This is a genomic window from Bacteroidota bacterium, assembly GCA_016183775.1.
Classification (GTDB): Bacteria; Bacteroidota; Bacteroidia; order JABDFU01; family JABDFU01; genus JABDFU01.
The window spans coordinates 1-20,039 of record JACPDY010000022.1 but is presented as its reverse complement, the minus strand read 5'-3'; the positions used below and the strand labels follow the sequence as shown (position 1 = coordinate 20,039).

The following is a 20,039-nucleotide window of genomic DNA, read 5'->3' as shown; positions in this document are numbered from 1 at the left end:
AGCTCTTTTTCAGAAAGACATAGTAAGGGTCAGGTTCACTATACTTCTTCCCGCCTTCCTGTTCAATTGATCACATACCTTAATTTCAGATAAATACAAAGCGTTTGAATTTGAGAAGGATTTAAAATCCGGATCGGGTAGGGATTTTGCGAAGAAAAGATTGATATAATTATACTCAGCGTTTACTCTCAATATTTTTCTAAAGCCTTCATAAACAGATGTTTGTATTTTAGAACCATCGTGTAGTTTCCCTCATAGAATACACACCCCGCTATTCCCGTTAAATTTTCAAACATATATACAAAATCACCCATAATCTTACATGGGTAATGTAAGGTAAATTGTTAAGCAGTTATCTGTTAATGGACGTCCGATATTTGTTCTATAGATACAAAATCAAAAGGCCATGAAAACTTCAGCAAAAAAATTAGTGAGTGCATTTATACTAATGACACTTTCAGCAGCAATCGGATTCGCAGGTAATTCGGGTACTGATACTTCAAAAATGGTGGTAATGCGTAATGTCAAATGTCTTGATGTAATTGTTAAAGCAAGTGAAAAAACTCATTCGCTTAGCGACATTACTCTTAAAGTATATCTTGGCAATGAAGTTGTTTTTGAGATCAATAATATTTCAAGGAAAAAAATATCTCTCAACGTAAATGAACATTATACAATTGAGGTGTCGAAAGAGGGGTACTTTAGTAAACTGGTAAGTGTTTCTACTTTTATGCCATCTGATGCGGATCTTGATGATGGTTATGTATATGAGTACGACCTCGACTTTGACCTCGTAAAGCAAAAAAAGGGAATCGACACTTATTACATGGATTTTCCTATCGCATTGATCTCTTATAATGGCATTAAAGATAAATTTGACTATAGCCGAAAATATACAAAGCATATTGTGAAAGAGATAAGGAAAAACACTGGTAATACTTTCGCTAAAACATATACCCGTGAATAAATATTAATAGTATTAAAGGATCATGAATGTGAAAACAGACTTTTTAATTCAAAGAGTCTGTTTTTTATCATTTCTCCATTTCCAACCGCTGATCCCCCAATTCCAACCACTTAAATGAATATGCCCGAAAAACGAAAAAAATAGAACTTTAATTAGTACTTTTCACGCCTAATTCGGGATGATGCGTTTTGTTAAGAATATTACCCTTTTAATTGCGATTATTTTTTCAGTTGAAGCTCTTGCCCAAACGGCCAGCATCCGCGGTTTTGTTTATACCAGGGACAATGGAGAACCTGCCATATTTACTACAGTTTATTTAAGGGGTACAACGCTTGGGGCTACTTCGGATGTAAATGGTTATTATTCTATCTCCAAGGTCCCTCCCGGAAATTACATCCTGATGGTTACTTCAATTGGCTTTGATACTATCCGGGAAACAATATCGGTTAAAGCCAATGATATATTATCAAAAAAGCTTTATCTCGTTAAGTCGAGTGTGCAGCTTACCACCGTTGAAGTGTCAGCTGAAACAGAGGCTAAGAAAACAGATGCCAGAGTGTCTGTGAATACAATTACTCCTAAAGAAATAAACAAGATCCCGTCTGTTGGAGGTGAACCTGATATCGCTCAGTACCTGCAGGTATTGCCGGGTGTTATTTTTACGGGCGACCAGGGGGGGCAATTGTATATTCGCGGAGGTTCACCGGTTCAGAATAAAGTTTTAATGGACGGAATGATCATTTACAATCCGTTTCACTCTATCGGACTTTTTTCGGTATTTGATATGGATATTATTCGTCATGCCGATGTTTACACCGGTGGTTTTGGCGCGCCATTTGGCGGGCGTATTTCATCCATTATGGATTTCACAACACGTGATGGCAATAAAAAACGTTACAGCGGAAAAGTGTCCGCCAGTCCTTTTGTGGGTCGCATGCTTCTGGAAGGCCCAATTTTTAAGGCTAAAACGGAAGAGGGAGGGAGTTCTTCATTTGTATTGTCGGCAAAAACATCCTACCTGCCAACCACATCCAAATTTTTGTATTCATACATCGACCCGAATGGTCTCCCATTCAGCTTTAATGACCTATATGGAAAAATATCCCTGAGTTCTGCTAACGGAAGCAAGCTGAATGTATTCGGGTTTCATTTCGATGACCATGTGAAGTACCAGACCGTTTCGGATTTTAAATGGGTGACGGGTGGAGTGGGAAGTAATTTTGTATTGGTGCCGAGTGCCTCGCCCATACTTATCCAGGGTAATTTCGCCTATTCAAATTACACGGTTGATCTGACCAGCGCGTCCGACGATCATGCACGTAGCAGTAATATAGGCGGCTTTAATATGGGTATCGATCTTACCTATTTTCTTAACCGGAAAAATTCATTCAGGTATGGCATAGAAGTGGTCGGCTTTACAACGAATTTTAATTTTTTCAATTCAGTTAATAGGGAAATTACCCAGCAGGAAAATACAACCGAACTCGGAGGATACCTGAGTTATAAATTCCTTTCGAAAAACGAAAAACTTGTTCTCGAACCCAGTTTGAGAACACAATATTATGCCTCGCTATCCGAGTTCTCGCCCGAACCGCGTATTGATGGTAAGTATAACATAGCCGACAGGTTGCGGTTTAAATTTGCGGGCGGCTGGTACTCGCAAAACCTGATCAGTGCTACGTCCGACAGAGATGTGGTAAACCTGTTTTATGGATTTTTGAGCGGGCCGGATAATCTCCAGGCACAGTTTACAGAGAAGGATGGAGATGTGAGAGACGTTAGTTCACGTTTACAAAAGGCCAACCACATGATAGCCGGGTTTGAATTTGATCTGTTCAAACATTTAGAACTTAATATTGAAGCGTACCGTAAAAATTTCACACAGCTTACCAATCTTAACCGCAATAAGCTTTATGAAGATAACTCGGATCCCGATAATGTGACCAAGCCTGATAACATGAAAAAAGATTTCATAATTGAAACAGGTAAAGCCCAGGGTATTGATGTTACGCTAAAATATGATTACAAGCGTTTCTATTTTTGGGCTGTATACTCACTTACCTATGTTGACCGCTGGGATGGCACTATAACATATAATCCTGTTTTCGACAGGCGACATAATGTTAACCTGGTGGCCTCGTATACTTTTGGCAAAAATCTGAATTGGGAAATTGACGCGCGCTGGAATTTCGGATCGGGTTTTCCTTTTACACCAACCGGTGGATTTTACGAAAAGCTTAATTTTTCAGGTGGCATCAATACTAATTATACCACAACCGGAGGTGAACTTGGTCTCTTGTATGGCGACATAAATTCCAAACGACTTCCGGCCTACCATCGTTTCGATATGAATATTAAGCGCAGGTTTGAATTAAGTGAACGTTCAACCATGGAAATTAGCGCGGGAGCCACTAATATTTATAACCGCGAGAATATTTTTTATTTTGACAGGGTTCTGTACAAACGGGTGAATCAACTCCCCATATTGCCAAGTATAAGTGCAAATCTTACGTTTTAAGCAGGGTATAACGTAAATTGCTGCTGCCAGATCACAATTTATTTCATAACTTTAGCTTGATGCAATTGGCATTATATTTGAATTATTTTTACAAACCAAAATCCATAAACATGAAAAAGATCATTCTATTAACAGCTACGGTTGTTGTAACATCAGTAATGTTTGCTCAGCGCAGTTCTGCTCCGGTAGTGCAGCCTGCGACTCAGTCTAATGAGCAACCAACTCCTGTTCCTGCCCGGCCTGAAGTTCAGCCGACTCCTGTTCCTGCTCAACCCAATATTCAACCAAGCGCTGTTCCTGCTCAGCCAAATCCTGGTTCTGCTCAGCCGGCTCCTGTGGCTCAACCGGCAGCCCCTGCAGCTCAGCCCGCGAATGGTCAAAGTCAGCAGCCAAACAACTATGGCAAAGGAGTAAAGGCGGAAAAAAAAGAGATCAATCAGAATAGAAAAGAAATGAAAGCCGAGCATAAAGCGGAGATGAAAGAAGATAAAGAAGCAGTTAAAAATGCCAAACAGGAGCTTAAAAACGACAAAAAAGAAAATCAGGCGGAGAAAAAAGAGTTGAATCATGATGGTCATAATCACGATGGGCATAACCATCCCCATAACCATTAATAATTTTTCTGGCTTATAGGGCAGAATATTATACCAATTTGATTTAACTTTTAGTCCAATCAATATTGGTATAATGCCGATCGGATAGCTGTTTGGGCCAATGAAATTGGACCATTACAGATATCACATCGGTATTATTTGTGCATGAAGTTGTTATTACCAATAGTAGCAGACTTATTTTGAATTAAAGTGTCTGAAGTCCTCACTTATTTTTTGGACCAAGAAGCTGTATGTGCAGAAGTCGATTTTCCAGACAGGGAAATCGACTTCGCTCTTTTTCTGTAAAGGATAAACAGAAAATACAAGATGAATTAGCCTTGAGAAGTAACGAGTTTGATGTGTATCCCGAACTGAAGCAATTGCTGGAGACGATCACCGGATCGGTATAATACTGAAGGGTAGAGCAGCTTCAAATATTGGGCAAATATTAACATGGCTGCTTAGTTTGTTGATAATAAACTATTTAGCTGCCGGTAAAACCCCCTGTATTTTTATTACAGTCCCCCAAAAATATTCGTATTTTTGTGAAACTCCTTTAAACTTATTTCTACTATGTCAGCAGGCACCAAATACATTTTTGTAACAGGTGGTGTGACATCCTCTTTAGGTAAAGGAATTGTGTCGGCTTCGCTGGCAAAATTACTCCAGGCACGCGGCCACACTGTGACTATACAAAAGCTTGATCCTTACATAAATGTTGATCCGGGAACCCTCAATCCCTATGAGCACGGCGAGTGCTTTGTTACAGATGATGGGGCAGAGACAGATCTTGATCTCGGACATTATGAGCGGTTTTTAAATACGCCTACATCACAGGCAAATAATGTTACAACAGGTAAAATATACCAGACAGTAATTGAAAAAGAAAGACGCGGTGACTTTTTAGGAAAAACAGTACAGGTCATTCCGCATATTACCGATGAGATCAAGGACCGTATCCGCGCTTTAGGGAAAACAGGGAAGTATGAAATAGTCATCACCGAAATAGGTGGCACAGTCGGCGACATTGAATCGCTTCCTTATATAGAGGCGATCCGTCAGTTAAAATGGGAGCTTGGAAAAGATTGCATAGTTATTCATCTTACACTTATTCCATACCTGTCAACCACAGGTGAATTAAAAACAAAACCTACTCAGCATTCAGTTAAGTTAATGCTTGAATATGGGGTTCAGCCCGATATCCTGGTGTGTCGCGCCGAACATAAAATAAGCAAAGAGCTAAAAAATAAGATCGCCCTTTTCTGTAATGTGGAAGCTCGCGCTGTTATTGAAGCCATTGATGCCAGCACAATTTATGAAGTTCCATTGTTCATGGAAGCCGAAAAGCTGGATATTGTTGTGCTCGAAAAGCTGGGTCTTCCTGTTAAAGGAGAAGCTAAATTAGAAAGCTGGAAACATTTCCTCGCCGCTCTTAAAACCCCTAAAACAGAGGTGCGTATAGGTTTGGTTGGAAAGTATATTGAACTGAAAGATTCGTATAAATCAATTGCCGAGTCTTTTATTCATGCCGGTGTGGCCAATGAGTGTAAAGTGAAATTGGAATGGATACATTCCGAAACAATTACTGAGGAAAATGTAGGTTCCAAACTTAACGGATTAACAGGCATTCTTGTTGCTCCCGGCTTTGGCAACCGTGGTATTGAGGGAAAGATCAATGCTATTAAATTTGCCCGTGAAAATAAAATCCCGTTTTTAGGTATTTGCCTGGGAATGCAATGCGCCGTCATTGAATTTGCCCGTAATGTAATGGGTTTGAAAGGTGCTCACTCTACGGAAATGAATCCCGAAACAGCTCACCCGGTTATAGACCTGTTGGAAGCGCAGAAAAAGATAACCAATAAAGGCGGCACAATGCGCCTTGGAGCCTATACCTGCAAAATAATTGAGGGCACGAAAGTTCTCGAGGCATACAAAACCGCTGAGATATCAGAACGCCATCGTCACCGTTACGAATTTAACAATGAATATTTGGGTGATTTTGAACGGGCAGGTATGGTAGCCAGTGGTATCAATCCCAATGCGGGTTTAGTTGAAATCGTTGAATTAAAAGACCACCCGTGGTTTGTGGGTGTGCAGTTCCATCCTGAATACAAAAGTACTGTTGAGAATCCCCATCCTTTGTTCGTGAACTTTGTAAAGGCCGCTGTTCATGTGGCTTCACTGGTACACTAGCTCTGCATTTATTTATGGAATTCATAGCAATAAGGCAACCCCGGCCTGTCGTATTAATATTTTAATCGACCCGATGGCATTTAGTATAAACAAGTATCTTTGCCAACCAAGGAATATACCGTTTAGCTGTTCGTTGTTAAGGGTGGAATGCGGTTTTGAAAACAGGTAAAAGAAATTTAGAATAATACAATGGATAGAAATTCGATTATTGGGCTGGTACTTATTACTGGAATAATGCTGGGTTGGATGCTTATGAGCCAGCCATCAAAAGAAGAGCTTGAACGCCAGAAAAAATTACGCGATTCAATTGAACTTGTGCAGAGTAAGGAAGAGGCTAGGCAAAAAGACCTGGCTGCAAAGATAGCTTCCGGTAAGGATTCTATAAAGACTTTAGCCCCTGCTACGATCAGTATGGCAACTGTAGACAGTGTCGTAATCAACCCCGATTCTTTAGAAGCTCTTCAGATCAAACAACGCTACGGCGTTTTTGCAGCTGCTTCTCAGGGCGAAAAAAAGGAACTGACAATAGAGAATGAATTATTGAAGGCCACAGTATCAACACATGGTGGATATGTTGCGAGTGTGGTTTTAAAGAAGTATAAAACCTCTGCAGGTAAGCCGCTTGTGCTTTTCACGGAAGACTCTACTATCCAGGCACTGGAATTTAATACAGCGAACTCTCATCTCTTTTCGACGAACGATTTTTATTTTACCCCTGAAACAAAGCCGGTAATTGTAAGCGGGCGGGACTCCGGTTCGCTTGTGCTGAGGCTGTATTCGGATGATAAGTTGAAATACATTGAGTATGTATATAGCCTGAAAGGAAATAGTTACCTGTTAAAGTATGATGTGAATTTTAAAGGTATGAATGACATTGTGGCCGCGAATGCTTCAGAAGTCAACCTGAAGTGGAGTATGAAAACACCTTCGCAGGAAAAAGACCCTGAAACGCAACGGAATGCATCTACCATTTACTTTAAATACCTTGATGATGAAGTGGATTATATTAACCAGACTGCGGATGAGAAGAAATCACTTGAGGCAAAGATAGAGTGGGTGGGTTTCAAGCAGCAATTTTTCACCTCGGTGCTGATGGCTGAAAAGGGGTTTGAAAAGCCAACAGATATTGAAACACTTGGTGACGCTGCATCAACTACCCGGATAAAAACCTTCACAGCCGACCTGAGTATTCCATTCAACCATATGCCCGCTGAAGGTTTTGATATGCAGTTTTATTTTGGTCCTAATCATTATAAAACCCTTAAAAGCTATGGCCATGACCTGGAGAAGCAAATTTACCTGGGCTGGAGCATTTTCGCGTTTGTGAATAAATGGATCGTTATCCCAACTTTTAATTTCCTGAGTCAGTTTAACATGAACTACGGGATCATTATTTTGCTGCTTACCATTTTCATTAAAATAATTTTGTTCCCTATCGCTTTCAAGACATACCTGTCATCTGCCAAGATGCGGATACTTAAACCGGAGATAGATGAGATAAATAAAAAATTCGGAACGGACGATCCCATGAAAAAGCAGCAGGCTACCATGACTTTATATAAACAGGCAGGGGTGAACCCTTTGGCAGGCTGCATACCTGTGCTTCTTCAGTTGCCTATCCTGGCAGCTCTTTTCAGCTTTTTTCCATCCGCGATCGAATTGCGCCAGCAAAGTTTTTTATGGGCCACCGATCTTTCAACTTACGACTCTATATATGATCTTGCTTTCAAAATACCATTTTATGGCGATCACGTTAGTTTATTTACATTGCTCATGACGGTATCTACAATACTCTATACATACTCCAACAGCCAGTTGATGGGTTCAACTGAACAAATGCCCGGAATGAAATTTATGATGTATGCCATGCCGGTTATTTTCTTAGGGGTGTTCAATAATTATTCCGCAGGCTTAAGTTATTATTACTTTCTGGCCAACATGATCACTTTCGGACAAACGTATGTGATGCGCAAATTTGTTGATGAAAAAGCACTGCATGCTAAAATACAGGAGAATAAGCGTAAGCCTGTTAAGCAAAGCAGTTTCCAGAAACGCCTTGAGGAAATGGCTAAGCAACGCCAACAGCAGGTAAGAAAAAGGTGATTTCTGAAACACCTGTTTTTTTATAAATACCCCGCAATACTATTTTACTGAGGTTGCTTCATTCAAGCAAACAGATTATATTTGTTTTAGATAACGTTAGAGCAAATAGAAACAATATGCCTTGTTATCGGTATTTGAACACATAAAACCAGCTACAAATGAAAAAAAATCTACTATTTAGCTTATTGCTGACCTCCCCTTTTTTGAGTGCAACGGCTCAGAAAACGCTTACATGCGACAAATCGGTTTATGCTCCGGGTGTACAGATTGTATTTACCTATACAAATGCGGTATCCACAACAGACTGGATCGGTATATACAACCAAGGGATTACGCCCCAGGGGGCTAATTATGAAACCTGGAACTATGTTCCTAATTCCGGTAACGGGACAAAAACATTTTCTAATAGTTTGGCCATTGGTACCTACGATAGTTATTTTATGTGTTGCGATAAGTATGATTCAATATTTGTAAAAGGGCCAACTTTTCAGGTAGCCAACAGTACTGGTGTTTACGATCATTTAAGCAACGATCTGTTCAGTATTTACCCAAACCCGGCCAGGGGATTCTTTACAATGGAGTTCAGCAAGGAAACTTCCGGAATACTTGAGATCTATGACCTTGCCGGGCATTTGGTTTATAACAATTCGGTTAAAAAGATGAGTACATTACCTGTTCAGGCAACAGGGCTCAGTAAGGGTATATATTTAATAAAGTTTTGTTCAGCCGAACAGATATATAATCAGAAACTGATAATAGAGTAAATAGTGTTTTTTTTGGATGAAAAGGATAAGAACAACTCTTATCCTTTTTTTATTAGCGTGAACAGAATATCCACCTTATTCTAAATACCTCTCCCTGATTACATTCATGTGATGCAATTGGTGGCCGGCAATAACGTAGATGAGAGAACGTACATTCATTTTGTTTTTATTCGCGATACCTTTCCTGTCTAGCTCACCTTCATCAAAACTTTTGAAAAGATAGATGTTTGATTTACGCAGCACACTGAACTCATGTCCCATGTCAATGAGCCGTTGTTTTGAAAAGTTGGCATTTTTCACATAGTTGTTCTCATCAAAACCTGGCAGCTCCTGGGCATCGTCACGTGCAAAGCAAAGCGCACGGTAGGCCATTATGCGTTCGGTATCAATAATGTGTCCTATTACTTCTTTAATGGTCCATTTGCCAGGTGCATACGCGTAGTCTTCTTTTTCTTCATCAATTTCGGATAAAAGAGCAGGCATTTTAAATATACCATTGTCAAGGGCTTTTAATGCATCATCTTCTTTCACCAGTTTTATATAAGCTTCGTAATAGGCCGGATGATCGGCGGGTTGAGGACGTCTGATCATAGAAATAGCTGTTTGTTGAACGGGATTGTAAAATTCTACTCTGTATAATTTTTGAGTTCCTGCTTCACAAATTCAAGCAGCTCGTGTACATATTGTTTTGAGAAATCGAATTTGATCCCCGCGGCCGCGTAAATTTCAGGTATTGACCGGGTATAACCTAGTTTTAAAGCCGCTTCATAGCCATCAAGGGCTTTCTCAGGGTTGGTTTTGTAATTTTTCCACATAGCTACCGCACCCAATTGTGCCATGCCATATTCAATATAATAGAAGGGCGAATCAAATATATGCAGTTGCGCTTTCCAACTGTGCGCGCGATATTCTTCAATGCCGGTCCAGTCAACTACGGAGCTGCTCATGTCCTTAAGTAAGGACTCCCAGGCAGCTGTGCGCTCCTCCGTTGTATGATCTTTGTTTGTATATATCCAATGTTGAAACTTGTCAACTACAGCTATCCAGGGGAGCATGCGGATAACCTTTTCAAGCTGTTCCCTGCGGGCACGTTTTAAATCATTCACATTGTTAAAGAAAACATCCCAGTGTTCCATCGATATAAGTTCCATAGACATGGAAGCGAGTTCGGCCACTTCGGACGGATAATCTTTAAATGAGTTAAGTTCGAGGTGATTGGTTAAAAATGCATGTATCGCATGGCCGCCTTCGTGTACCATTGTTACCAGGTCACGGTGAACGCCGGCCGCGTTCATAAAAATAAAAGGCACACCTGTTTCGTTCAGCGAATAGTTGTAACCGCCTGGAGCCTTGCCTTTGCGTGAATCCAGGTCAAGCCGGCCGAGGTCTTTCATTGTTTCAAGACATTGGCCGTAAAACGGGCGCACTTTATAAAAACATTGAATGGACTTGTTTATCAGGTCTGCAGCGTCATTGAACGGATGAAGAGGTTCCAACTGCCCGGGATCCACGTCCAGGTCCCATGGACGGAGGCTGTTAAGGTTCAGTTTTCTCTTGCGTTGTTCGTCCATCTGAGCGATCAAAGGAACTACCTCGGTTCTGATGACATCATGAAAGCCGAAACAATCCTGTATGGTATAATCAAAGCGCCCCATCGCTTTGAACATATAATCGCGGAAGTTGTCAAAGCCGGTATTCGTTGCTATCTGCTGCCGCAGTTTTATAAGCCCGTTAAATAATTCATCCATCCTTTCGCGATCCTGCATCCTTCGCTGATGTATAAGCAAGTATACTCTTTCGCGCTTTGGACGGTCATTGTTCTTTAAGTGAACTACTGCTTGTTGTAAAGTGAGTTCTTTCCCGTCAAAGTTAATTGTCATCTCACCCGACCATGCAGCATACTTTTGTTCTTCAATGTCAAGCTGGGTATATAGGGGGATGTTTCGTTCCCGGAATAATTCCAGGTCGTTTTGAACGTCTCTTAAATATATCCTGTACTTCTCTTTATCCAACTGATCCCGGTAGGGGGAATCCATCAGCTTTTTATTAAATGAATCGGAATATAATTCAATGTGAGGCGATATTTCTTCACAGAAAAAGGTGTAGGCTTCCCTGTATTTTTTATTTGCTGTATCGCAGGTCATACGGATATAACGCCAGGCTCTCTCTTCACTCAGGATGGCTGTGATTTCACTGAGGTCCAACAGCCATTTTTCGAGTTCGTCAACAGCATGAACAGGTCGTTCTTTTAACTCTTTAAAATAAGGTGCAAGTTGTTCCCAGGTTTCAACCTTGAATTGCTGAGGCAGTAACTGGCGCCTGAGTTTGATAGGGACTGTGTCCGGGTGATTCATCTATAGATAAATAGCGGTACGAAAACGGGCTATGCGGCACCGGTTTTTCTTGTGGTTTGGGTTTTCTTTGGTGCTGCCGTTTTCAGGGGTTTGGACATAGAGTCTTTAACTACAGGTTTGCTGTATGTTTTCGCTTTTTCCTCGGCTGCAATTTTTACTTTTGTTTTTTCGGGATCAGCATCATTGCTATTTGCCTTTTCTTTAAGAAGATCATTCTTTTGAAGAACATTGTACCAATTAATCACTTTTCGGATATCGGAAATATATACCCTCTCTTTGTCATATTCGGGCACAGCCTCAGCAAAAAAAGCTTTCAATGCGTCATCAGCCGCTTTATGATCAAGGGCAAATCCTCCTGTTAATTTATCCGAAATTTTTTTCAGGACATCTTTAAGGGGCATATCTTCACCTGTGGTAAAAATGCTGATATCTTCCAATGCGCTTATACGCTGGGTAGAATAAGTGGGAACCCGTTTTTTTTCAACGATCGATTCAACGATCAACCCGTTTTTTGTTTGAGCAACTACTTTGTATAGCCCGCTCATTCCTGCAATCGAAATAATACCGCTTAAATCCATGATCAGTTTTGTTATTTATACGCAAACGTAATGATTTTTGAGCAAGCTGCAAAACCTCCTGTATAGGGTTAAACGATATCCGGTAAAAAAGGCGCTCAACTGATTTTGGGCGCCTGCATTAAATATTATGGTTTATCTTACTTTGATACCACCATTTTACGTACAATTTTAGTGTCGCCTGCAATAAGCTGGTAATAATAAACCCCGCTGTTAAGCCTGGAAACATCTAAATTGAACTGGTGTTTGCCCGATGTAAATTCACCTGCTGCGATAGTGGCGATATCCTGACCGATCATATTATACAATTTAAGTTCCACACGCCCGGCCTTTGGCAAATTAATGTCAATAGTTGTAGTACCCGAAGCAGGGGTAGGATATGACCGCAAGTTATATTCCTTTATTGATCTCAAATCAGGGGCGGCGGTCAACAGATCATACTTTATTTGAGCATTATTCGCGCTGGTTTTCAGGTCAGCTAAATTGTCCCCCGCAAGCAGTGCAAAAGCCACTTCAACACTATCGCCTGGAGGTAACATGATAGGCCCGGTGCTTACCAGACTCATTACATCATTTCCTGGCGGTTTAATCAGGCCTGCATCGGTACGCATGGTTGAAAGCCCTGTATATTTTTTGAGGTTACTGAAACCCGCGTTAGGGTTTATCCCGGTTCCACCATCAATATTGTCAAACGCATAGGCACTGGCAGGAGCCGAATAGCTTAATAATTTTATACCGGCATAATAGCCATTGGCTTTCGTATAGTAAGTGTAGCCCATCCTGTTAACATTATCATAAGATGTTCTGTTGCTATCACCCCCCGCACCTTGTATATCCCAATCGGCCGCGATTCCGGCAAAAAGGTTGTTCAAAGTAGAAACTCCGTTGTTTTTAATAATGTATTTATACATTATATATTTCCTATCTGCCGGGGTTGACCATGCATACGATTTATGATGGATACCCACCCACAATGGTTTAAGGGCCAGGCTATCGCTCATATAGCCATCCGTATCAAAATCAGATAAAGCACCCGTTGTTATTCTTTTTATATTAACCCTCGATTTGAAATCTTTATCGCTGATACCGGTCATTCCACGTATCACATCCGATACAGCTGAATCCGGAACTCCGATCATTAAGCCGGCATCATACATGAGGTTAACTCCATTATATTTAAACCCCAAACCCTGAGTCGGAGGACTGTTATTCCAGCCGTTCATGCCTTTACTGGTAATAGATGTAGATATATCATTTTCATATACGTTCAGATAATCAACATTTACCACAATGTCGAATGTTTCAAATGAAGTGTATATGCCGTCACTGTAAGTTATTTTACATGTAACTACCGTATTTAATCCGGAAGTTGGTTTTATCTTGATTTTGAAAGGAAGACCGTTATTGTTTCCGGTTCCCAAAGTTGGAATTGCTCCCAAATTTACAGGTCCGGCAGTTAGTAGTGTAACGGCACCTGTTCCGGCCACAATTGACAGAGTGGCGGTAAGATTGTTTGTAGGAGCCAAAAAATTGGTGTAAATGCCGGTTACGCTAACCGTGTCATTTATCACAAAGGCATCATCATTTCCATCTGTCATTTTTCGGGTAGTCATTGATATCGAAGGCATTGCCGGATCATTTAATGCACGATATAGATTTACACGCCCCGAGCCAAGTTTATTTTTTAATGCGGAAGAATTAAGCGCGTAAATATCATCGGCAGTAACACATAGGCGTGCGGCAGTTTGTAACGCCGAATAGCCTGGAAAATACGAACGAACAACTGCAGCCGCACCCGCAATGCATGGCGTGGACATGGATGTTCCACTCATTGAAACGTATGAGCCGCCACTGTAGGTGGAATAAATAGAGGCACCGGGGGCACAGATACGAACACGATAATTATAACTTGAAAAAGCTGCTTTAGTGTCGCTTGATGTAGTTCCGGCTACACCCAGTGCATTCGGATAATATGCAGGATAAAGTAATGCTTCATCTCCGGTATTTCCGGCAGCCGCCACTACCAAAGCGTCCTTATTTATGGTTGCGTAATTTACAATGTCCTGTCCGTATTGACCACCAGTCCCTCCCCAGGAACAGCTGATTACCTTACAGCCATGTGCGGCGGCATATTGTATGCCAATGTAGGTACCTGTCAATTTTCCTGACGCGTCAGACACTTTAACGGGTAAAAATTTGCATTTAAATCCAACACCTGCAATACCCGTACTATTATCGGTTGAGGCAGCGGCTATACCGCTAACATGCACGCCATGCGGCTCGCTTTGCCACGTGGGATCATTATCGCCCATACCTATATCCCATCCGCTAAAATTATCAATATATCCGTCTGCGTCATTATCAATCCCGTCAATTTTATCGGCATAATTGTGTTTTATGTTGTTTTTCAGATCGGGATGGTTAGGCTCTGTTCCGGTATCAACAATTCCAATAACCACATTTGTATCACCTTTTGATATATTCCATGCCTGGGGCGCGCTGATCTTTGCGATGTGATACTGGCTTGAGGCTGATGGGTCATTTACATTGTATAATAACTTCGGAATAACATGAGGCTCGACATATTCAAAAACGCCCAATGCTGCGATTTTATCCAGTGCCTGTTGTAACGATAATTCGCTTGTATAAACATATTCATACATTAATGAAAGGTCAACCAGTTTTTCACCCATGGCATTATATGGTCTGATCGGGGGCTCTTCATTTGGATATATTTTACTGAACGACCGGACACCCATTTGCATCATAACTGACTTTAACGGAGTATAATTAATGTCCTCGATCGTGCATAGGGAGCGGTATTGTGGTTTCATTTTAAAAATGATCGTTTTGCTTATATAATCTTCACCATCACGCATATTGACGGGAAGTTCAAAACGGGGGGTGGCGGACTTAATATTATACTGAGCAGTAACGTCGGTAAACATTGATATTGCTGCAAACGCAGCAACCATATTAATTTGGTGGTATTTATTCATGAGAGATGGTTTTTGAAATGGTGTTAAAGGTATTTGTGTACCAAATTTCGCCATCCATCTTCCAATAAACTAATCAATTATTATAGATCATTAGGGGTCAATAAATGAATAAGTTTGTAGATGAACCTATATGGGAGGTATTAAAGATACCTGTCAAAGCTCTTCTCCGAAATGAGAAGGGCTTTGACAGGTTCAATCAAAAAAGGGGAAACGGGCCTTTGGGTCATAAATATCCAATGAGTACATAGGATTGGATATCAATAAAAACTACTACGATGGTCTGTAGAATAAGACTTAAATCATTATTGGTCAATTCTACTTTGAAACCACTAATTTGCGTACAATTTTATTATCTCCCGCGATAAGCTGGTAATAATAAATTCCGCTGTTAAGCCTGGAAACATCTAAATTGAACTGGTGCCTGCCCGATGTAAATTCACCTACTGCGATAGTGACGATATCCTGACCGATCATATTATACAATTTAAGTTCCATACGCCCGGATTGTGGCAAATTAACGTCAATAGTTGTGTTCCCTGATGAAGGATTCGGATACGATCGTAAAGAGTATGAATCCGATGCCTGGGTTGAAGGAGCTGAAGTAAACAGATCATACTTTATTTGAGCATTATTCGCGCTGGTTTTTATATCCGCCAGGTTATCGCCCGCAAGCAGTGCAAAAGCCACTTCAACACTGTCGCCGACAGGTAAGGTAATTGGTCCTGTACTTACCATACTCAATACATCATTCCCTGGAGGTTTAATTAAACCGGCATCTGTGCGCATGGTTGAAAGACCGGCGTATTTTTCGAGATTGCTGAATCCGGCGTTCGGATTGATGCCTGTTCCTCCATCAATATTGTCAAAGGCATAGGCATTTACAGGGGCAGTATGGCTCAATAATTTTATACCCGCATAATACCCACTCGCCTTCGTATAATAAGTATAGGCCATTCGGGTACCTGCATCATATGATGTTTTGTTGCTGTCACCTCCAACACCCTGTATATCCCAATCGGCACCAATGCCTGCAAATAAATTACTTAAAGTAGATGTTCCGTTATTCTTAATGATATACTTATACATGATGTATTTCTTATCTGCCGGGGTTGACCAGGCAAATGATTTATGACGTATAAGTACATTTAACGGTTTTAACGCCGCTGCATCATTCATCAGGCCTTCTGTATCAAAGTCGGAAATAGCACCTGTCATTACGCGCTTAATATTAACTACTGAATTAAAATCTTTGTCAGGGGTACCTGCCATGCCCCTGAGTACGTCAGATACAGAAGAGTCGGGCACGCCGATCAAAAATCCGCCATCGTACATAAGGTTAACTCCATTATATTTAAAACCCAGGCCTTGTGTAGGAGGACTGTTGTTCCAGCCCTGCATTCCTTTGCTGGTTACCGATGTTGAAATATCATTTTCATATACATTCAGGTAATCAACATTCACAACAATATCAAATGTTTCAAATGACGTGTATGTACCGTCGTTATAGGTTATTTTACATGTAATTGTAGTGTTTAATCCGGCAGTGGGTTTAATTCGGATCTTGAAAGGAGTGCTGTTGTTATTTCCGGTTCCCATAGTTGAAATTACGCCCAATGGGATAGCTCCGGTAGTGAGCAAGGTAACAGCTCCTGTGCCTGCGACTATCGTCATTGTAGCGGTAAGGTTTGTAGTAGGAGCTAAATAATTAGTGTAAATACCCGTTACCTTAACTGTATCGTTTATTACAAAAGCGTCATCATTCCCATCGGTCATATTCCGGGTGGTCATTAATATTGAAGGCATGGCCGGATCATTCACGGCACGGTATAGGTTTACGCGTCCTGATCCAAGCTTATTATTTAAAGTAGATGAATTGATTGGAGAATAAATATTATCGGCTGTAACGCATAAACGGGCAGCAGTTTGTAATGCCGAATAAGTTGGAAAATGTGAACGGACAACTGCGGCGGCACCTGCAACACAAGGAGCTGACATTGAGGTGCCGGTAAGTGAAGTATATGAGGTGCCACTATATGTGGAATAAATGGAAGTTCCAGGGGCGCAAATGCGAACACGGTAATTATAATTTGATGTGCTGTTCTTGACGTCGGTTGATGTGGTGTTGGCCACACCCATCACATTCATATAATACGCAGGGTAATATATTCTTTCATCTCCGTCATTTCCGGCAGCTGCAATAACCAACGCATTGTTATTGAAAGTTGCAAAATTAATAATGTCCTGTCCGTATTGACCGCCTCCTGTACCGCCCCATGAACAACTAATCACTTTGCAGCCATGAGCAGCAGCATATTGTATACCTGTATAGGAATAAGTAAGTTTACCTGTAGCATCAGCAATTTTAACAGGCATGAATTTGCATTTAAAACCAACGCCTGCAATACCCGTACTATTATCGGTTGAAGCAGCGGCGATACCGCTAACATGTACGCCATGTGCATCACCCTGCCAGGTAGGATCATTGTCTCCATTACTTCCCCCAAAAACAGATGTTCCCACATCCCATCCGCTGAAATTATCTATATACCCGTCTCCGTCGTTATCACCTCCACCGATCGGGTCAGCATAATTATGCTTGATGTTATTTTTCAGATCAGGATGGTTGGGTATATTCAAAAACACCCAAAGAGGCAACTTTATCCAGTGCCTGTTGTAATGACAATTCGCCTGTATAAACATATTCATACATTAATGAAAGGTCAACCAGTTTTTCGCCTCTTCCATTATATGGCCGGATAGGCTGTTCTTCGTTGGGGTATATTTTGCCGAACCATTGAACACCCATTTGCTGCATAAGCGCTTTAAGCGGAGCGTAATTAACGTCCTCAGTTGTGCACAGGGAGCGGTATTGAGGCTTCATTTTAAAAATGATGGCTTTGCTCATGTAGTCCTGGCCATCACGGGCATCGGCAGCAATTTCGTAGCGTGGGGTTGTTGACTTCAGGTTGTACTGAGCGGCAGCGCCGGTAAATATGAAGACCGCTGCAAACGCCGCAGCCGTAGCAAACTTGTAGTGTTTATTCATAGAAGATGATTTTTGCTTTTTTAAATAAAATAAATTTAATTTTTCTATTATCTGTTATTTTGAAACAACAAGTTTACGTACAATTTTATTATCACCCGCAATAAGCCGGTAATAATAAACTCCGCTGTTAAGCCTCGATGCATCTAAATTGAACTGGTGCCTGCCCGATGTAAATTCGCCCGCCGCTATAATAGTGATATCCTGGCCAATCATATTATACAATTTAAGTTCCATGCGCCCGGATTGTGGCAAATTAACTTCAATAGTTGTATTTCCTGACGAAGGGTTAGGATATGATCGTAAAGAGTAAGAATCCGATGGATGAGTTGAAGGAACAGAAGTGAACAGATCGTACTTTATTTGCGCATTGATGGCGCTGGTTTTCAGATCCGCCAGGTTATCACCGGCTATCAGTGCAAAAGCCACTTCAACACTGTCGCCGATGGGTAGGGTGATCGGACCTGTGCTTACCAGGCTCAATACATCATTCCCGGGAGGTTTGATCAAGCCTGCATCCGTGCGCATGGTCGATAACCCGATGTACTTTTCCTTATTGCTAAAGCCCGCATTGGGGTTGATGCCTGTGCCACCGTCAATGTTATCGAAGGCGTATGCATTTACCGGAGCTGTTTTGCTCAGTAATTTTATGCCTGCGTAATAACCGTTTGCTTTGGTATAATACGTGTAGCCCATTTTCGTACCAGCGTCAAACGAAGTTTTGTTGCTGTCGCCTCCGACACCCTGTATATCCCAGTCGGCAGCAATGCCGGCATACATGTTACTCAGGGTAGAACTTCCGTTGTTTTTAATAATGTATTTATACATTATATATTTCTTATCTGCCGGGGTTGACCACGCATATGACTTATGACGTATAAGTACATTTAATGGTTTAAACGCGGCTGCATCATTCATCAGGCCTTCTGTGTCGAAATCGGAAATGGCCCCTGTTATTATTCGCTTAATATTGACCACAGAGTTAAAATCTTTGTCCGGAGTGCCTGCCATTCCCCTGATCACATCAGATACGGCTGAATCAGGAACCCCGATCATAAATCCGGCATCATACATCAGGTTGGTTCCGCCGTATTTGAAGCCCAGTCCCTGTGAGGGAGGGCTGTTGTTCCAGCCGTCCATGCCTTTGCTGGTAACAGATGTGGCAATGTCATTCACCGTTACATTCAGGTAATCAACATTCACTACGATCTCAAATGTTTCAAATGATGTGTATGTGCCATCGTTATAAGTTATCTTGCAGGTAACGGCAGTGTTTAATCCGGCTGTTGGTTTGATCCGGATCTTAAAGGGGATGCTGTTGTTGTTCGCGGTTCCTAAAGTTGGGATTGCTCCCAGGGTTATCGGGCCGGTGGTTAGCAGGGTTACAGCCCCTGTTCCGGCAACAATTGAAAGGGTTGCGGTAAGATTGGTTGTGGGAGCCAAAAAGTTAGTGTAAATGCCGGTTACACTAACCGTATCATTGGCAACAATAGCGTCATCATTTCCATCGGTGATATTCCTGGTGGTCATCGATACAGAGGGCATCGCGGGATCACTTAATGCACGGTACAGGTTTACACGTCCGGAACCAAGCTTGTTTTTTAAAGTAGTGGAATTAAGAGCGTAAATATCATCTGCGGTAACACACAATCTAGCAGCGGCTTGTAAAGCACTATAGCCGGGAAAATATGAACGGACAACTGCTGCAGCGCCTGCAACACATGGAGTTGACATGGATGTGCCGCTTAAAGTGGAATATCCGTTTGTGCCGGTATAAGTGGAATAAATTGAGCTGCCGGGGGCACAGATCCGGACACGATAATTATAACTCGAGAACCCCGATTTTTTATCGGCAGCATCAGTTGAAGCCACTCCCAATACATTCTGATAATAGCCGGGATACTCCAATGTCTCATCTCCGGAATTCCCC

At 41.4% G+C, this 20,039-nt stretch carries 13 protein-coding genes; 6 read left to right on the top strand and 7 right to left on the bottom strand.

The window, feature by feature from the left end:
- The first annotated feature begins 406 nt into the window (after positions 1–406).
- From HYU69_03020 to HYU69_02995, 6 genes are all read left to right on the top strand, one after another.
- Complete coding sequence (locus tag HYU69_03020; GenBank protein ID MBI2269309.1) at positions 407–967, top strand: hypothetical protein; 561 nt, start codon at positions 407–409, stop codon at positions 965–967.
- A gap of 178 nt (positions 968–1,145) precedes the next feature.
- A complete protein-coding gene (locus tag HYU69_03015) occupies positions 1,146–3,485 on the top strand; it encodes a carboxypeptidase-like regulatory domain-containing protein (GenBank protein ID MBI2269308.1) in 2,340 nt (779 codons plus the stop codon).
- 110 nt (positions 3,486–3,595) lie between these two features.
- A complete protein-coding gene (locus HYU69_03010; GenBank protein MBI2269307.1) occupies positions 3,596–4,099 on the top strand; it encodes a hypothetical protein in 504 nt (167 codons plus the stop codon).
- Between the two features lie 552 nt (positions 4,100–4,651).
- Complete coding sequence (locus HYU69_03005) at positions 4,652–6,271, top strand: CTP synthase (GenBank protein MBI2269306.1); 1,620 nt, start codon at positions 4,652–4,654, stop codon at positions 6,269–6,271.
- A gap of 189 nt (positions 6,272–6,460) precedes the next feature.
- Positions 6,461–8,374: a membrane protein insertase YidC gene (yidC, locus tag HYU69_03000; protein ID MBI2269305.1), complete on the top strand. Its 1,914-nt coding sequence runs from the start codon at positions 6,461–6,463 to the stop codon at positions 8,372–8,374.
- A gap of 158 nt (positions 8,375–8,532) precedes the next feature.
- Positions 8,533–9,138, top strand: a complete 606-nt coding sequence (locus HYU69_02995; GenBank protein ID MBI2269304.1) for a T9SS type A sorting domain-containing protein — start codon at positions 8,533–8,535, stop codon at positions 9,136–9,138.
- Positions 9,139–9,213: 75 nt separating this feature from the next.
- Here HYU69_02995 and HYU69_02990 read toward each other — a convergent pair whose 3' ends face one another.
- The 7 genes from HYU69_02990 to HYU69_02960 form a co-directional block, all read right to left on the bottom strand.
- On the bottom strand, positions 9,214–9,726 hold the full coding sequence (locus HYU69_02990; GenBank protein MBI2269303.1) for a DinB family protein: 513 nt from the start codon (positions 9,724–9,726) through the stop codon (positions 9,214–9,216).
- A 38-nt stretch (positions 9,727–9,764) separates the two neighbouring features.
- Entirely contained in the window at positions 9,765–11,492 is a 1,728-nt protein-coding gene (locus HYU69_02985; GenBank protein ID MBI2269302.1) for a M3 family oligoendopeptidase, read from the bottom strand.
- A gap of 29 nt (positions 11,493–11,521) precedes the next feature.
- Positions 11,522–12,070, bottom strand: a complete 549-nt coding sequence (locus HYU69_02980) for a DUF5606 domain-containing protein (GenBank protein MBI2269301.1) — start codon at positions 12,068–12,070, stop codon at positions 11,522–11,524.
- Positions 12,071–12,207: 137 nt separating this feature from the next.
- The gene (locus tag HYU69_02975; GenBank protein ID MBI2269300.1) at positions 12,208–15,066 is read right to left on the bottom strand and encodes a S8 family peptidase; all 2,859 of its coding nucleotides are present in this window, start codon (positions 15,064–15,066) and stop codon (positions 12,208–12,210) included.
- A 315-nt stretch (positions 15,067–15,381) separates the two neighbouring features.
- Positions 15,382–17,703: a S8 family peptidase gene (locus HYU69_02970; protein ID MBI2269299.1), complete on the bottom strand. Its 2,322-nt coding sequence runs from the start codon at positions 17,701–17,703 to the stop codon at positions 15,382–15,384.
- Positions 17,681–18,112, bottom strand: a complete 432-nt coding sequence (locus HYU69_02965) for a hypothetical protein (GenBank protein ID MBI2269298.1) — start codon at positions 18,110–18,112, stop codon at positions 17,681–17,683. Before HYU69_02965 ends, HYU69_02970 begins: the two co-directional genes overlap by 23 nt.
- A 54-nt stretch (positions 18,113–18,166) precedes the next feature.
- Positions 18,167–20,039, bottom strand: a 1,873-nt coding sequence (locus HYU69_02960) for a S8 family peptidase (protein ID MBI2269297.1), incomplete at its 5' end; no start/stop codon positions are given.

Bases quoted from the DNA above. Each gene is read 5' to 3' on its own strand.
- HYU69_03020 (MBI2269309.1), top strand. From the start codon at position 407: ATGAAAACTTCAGCAAAAAAATTAGTGAGTGCATTTATACTAATGACA.
- HYU69_02995 (MBI2269304.1), top strand. From the start codon at position 8,533: ATGAAAAAAAATCTACTATTTAGCTTATTGCTGACCTCCCCTTTTTTG.
- HYU69_02985 (MBI2269302.1), bottom strand. From the start codon at position 11,492: ATGAATCACCCGGACACAGTCCCTATCAAACTCAGGCGCCAGTTACTG.
- yidC (MBI2269305.1), top strand. From the start codon at position 6,461: ATGGATAGAAATTCGATTATTGGGCTGGTACTTATTACTGGAATAATG.
- HYU69_02980 (MBI2269301.1), bottom strand. From the start codon at position 12,070: ATGGATTTAAGCGGTATTATTTCGATTGCAGGAATGAGCGGGCTATAC.
- HYU69_03010 (MBI2269307.1), top strand. From the start codon at position 3,596: ATGAAAAAGATCATTCTATTAACAGCTACGGTTGTTGTAACATCAGTA.
- HYU69_02975 (MBI2269300.1), bottom strand. From the start codon at position 15,066: ATGAATAAATACCACCAAATTAATATGGTTGCTGCGTTTGCAGCAATA.
- HYU69_02965 (MBI2269298.1), bottom strand. From the start codon at position 18,112: ATGAATAAACACTACAAGTTTGCTACGGCTGCGGCGTTTGCAGCGGTC.
- HYU69_03015 (MBI2269308.1), top strand. From the start codon at position 1,146: ATGATGCGTTTTGTTAAGAATATTACCCTTTTAATTGCGATTATTTTT.
- HYU69_03005 (MBI2269306.1), top strand. From the start codon at position 4,652: ATGTCAGCAGGCACCAAATACATTTTTGTAACAGGTGGTGTGACATCC.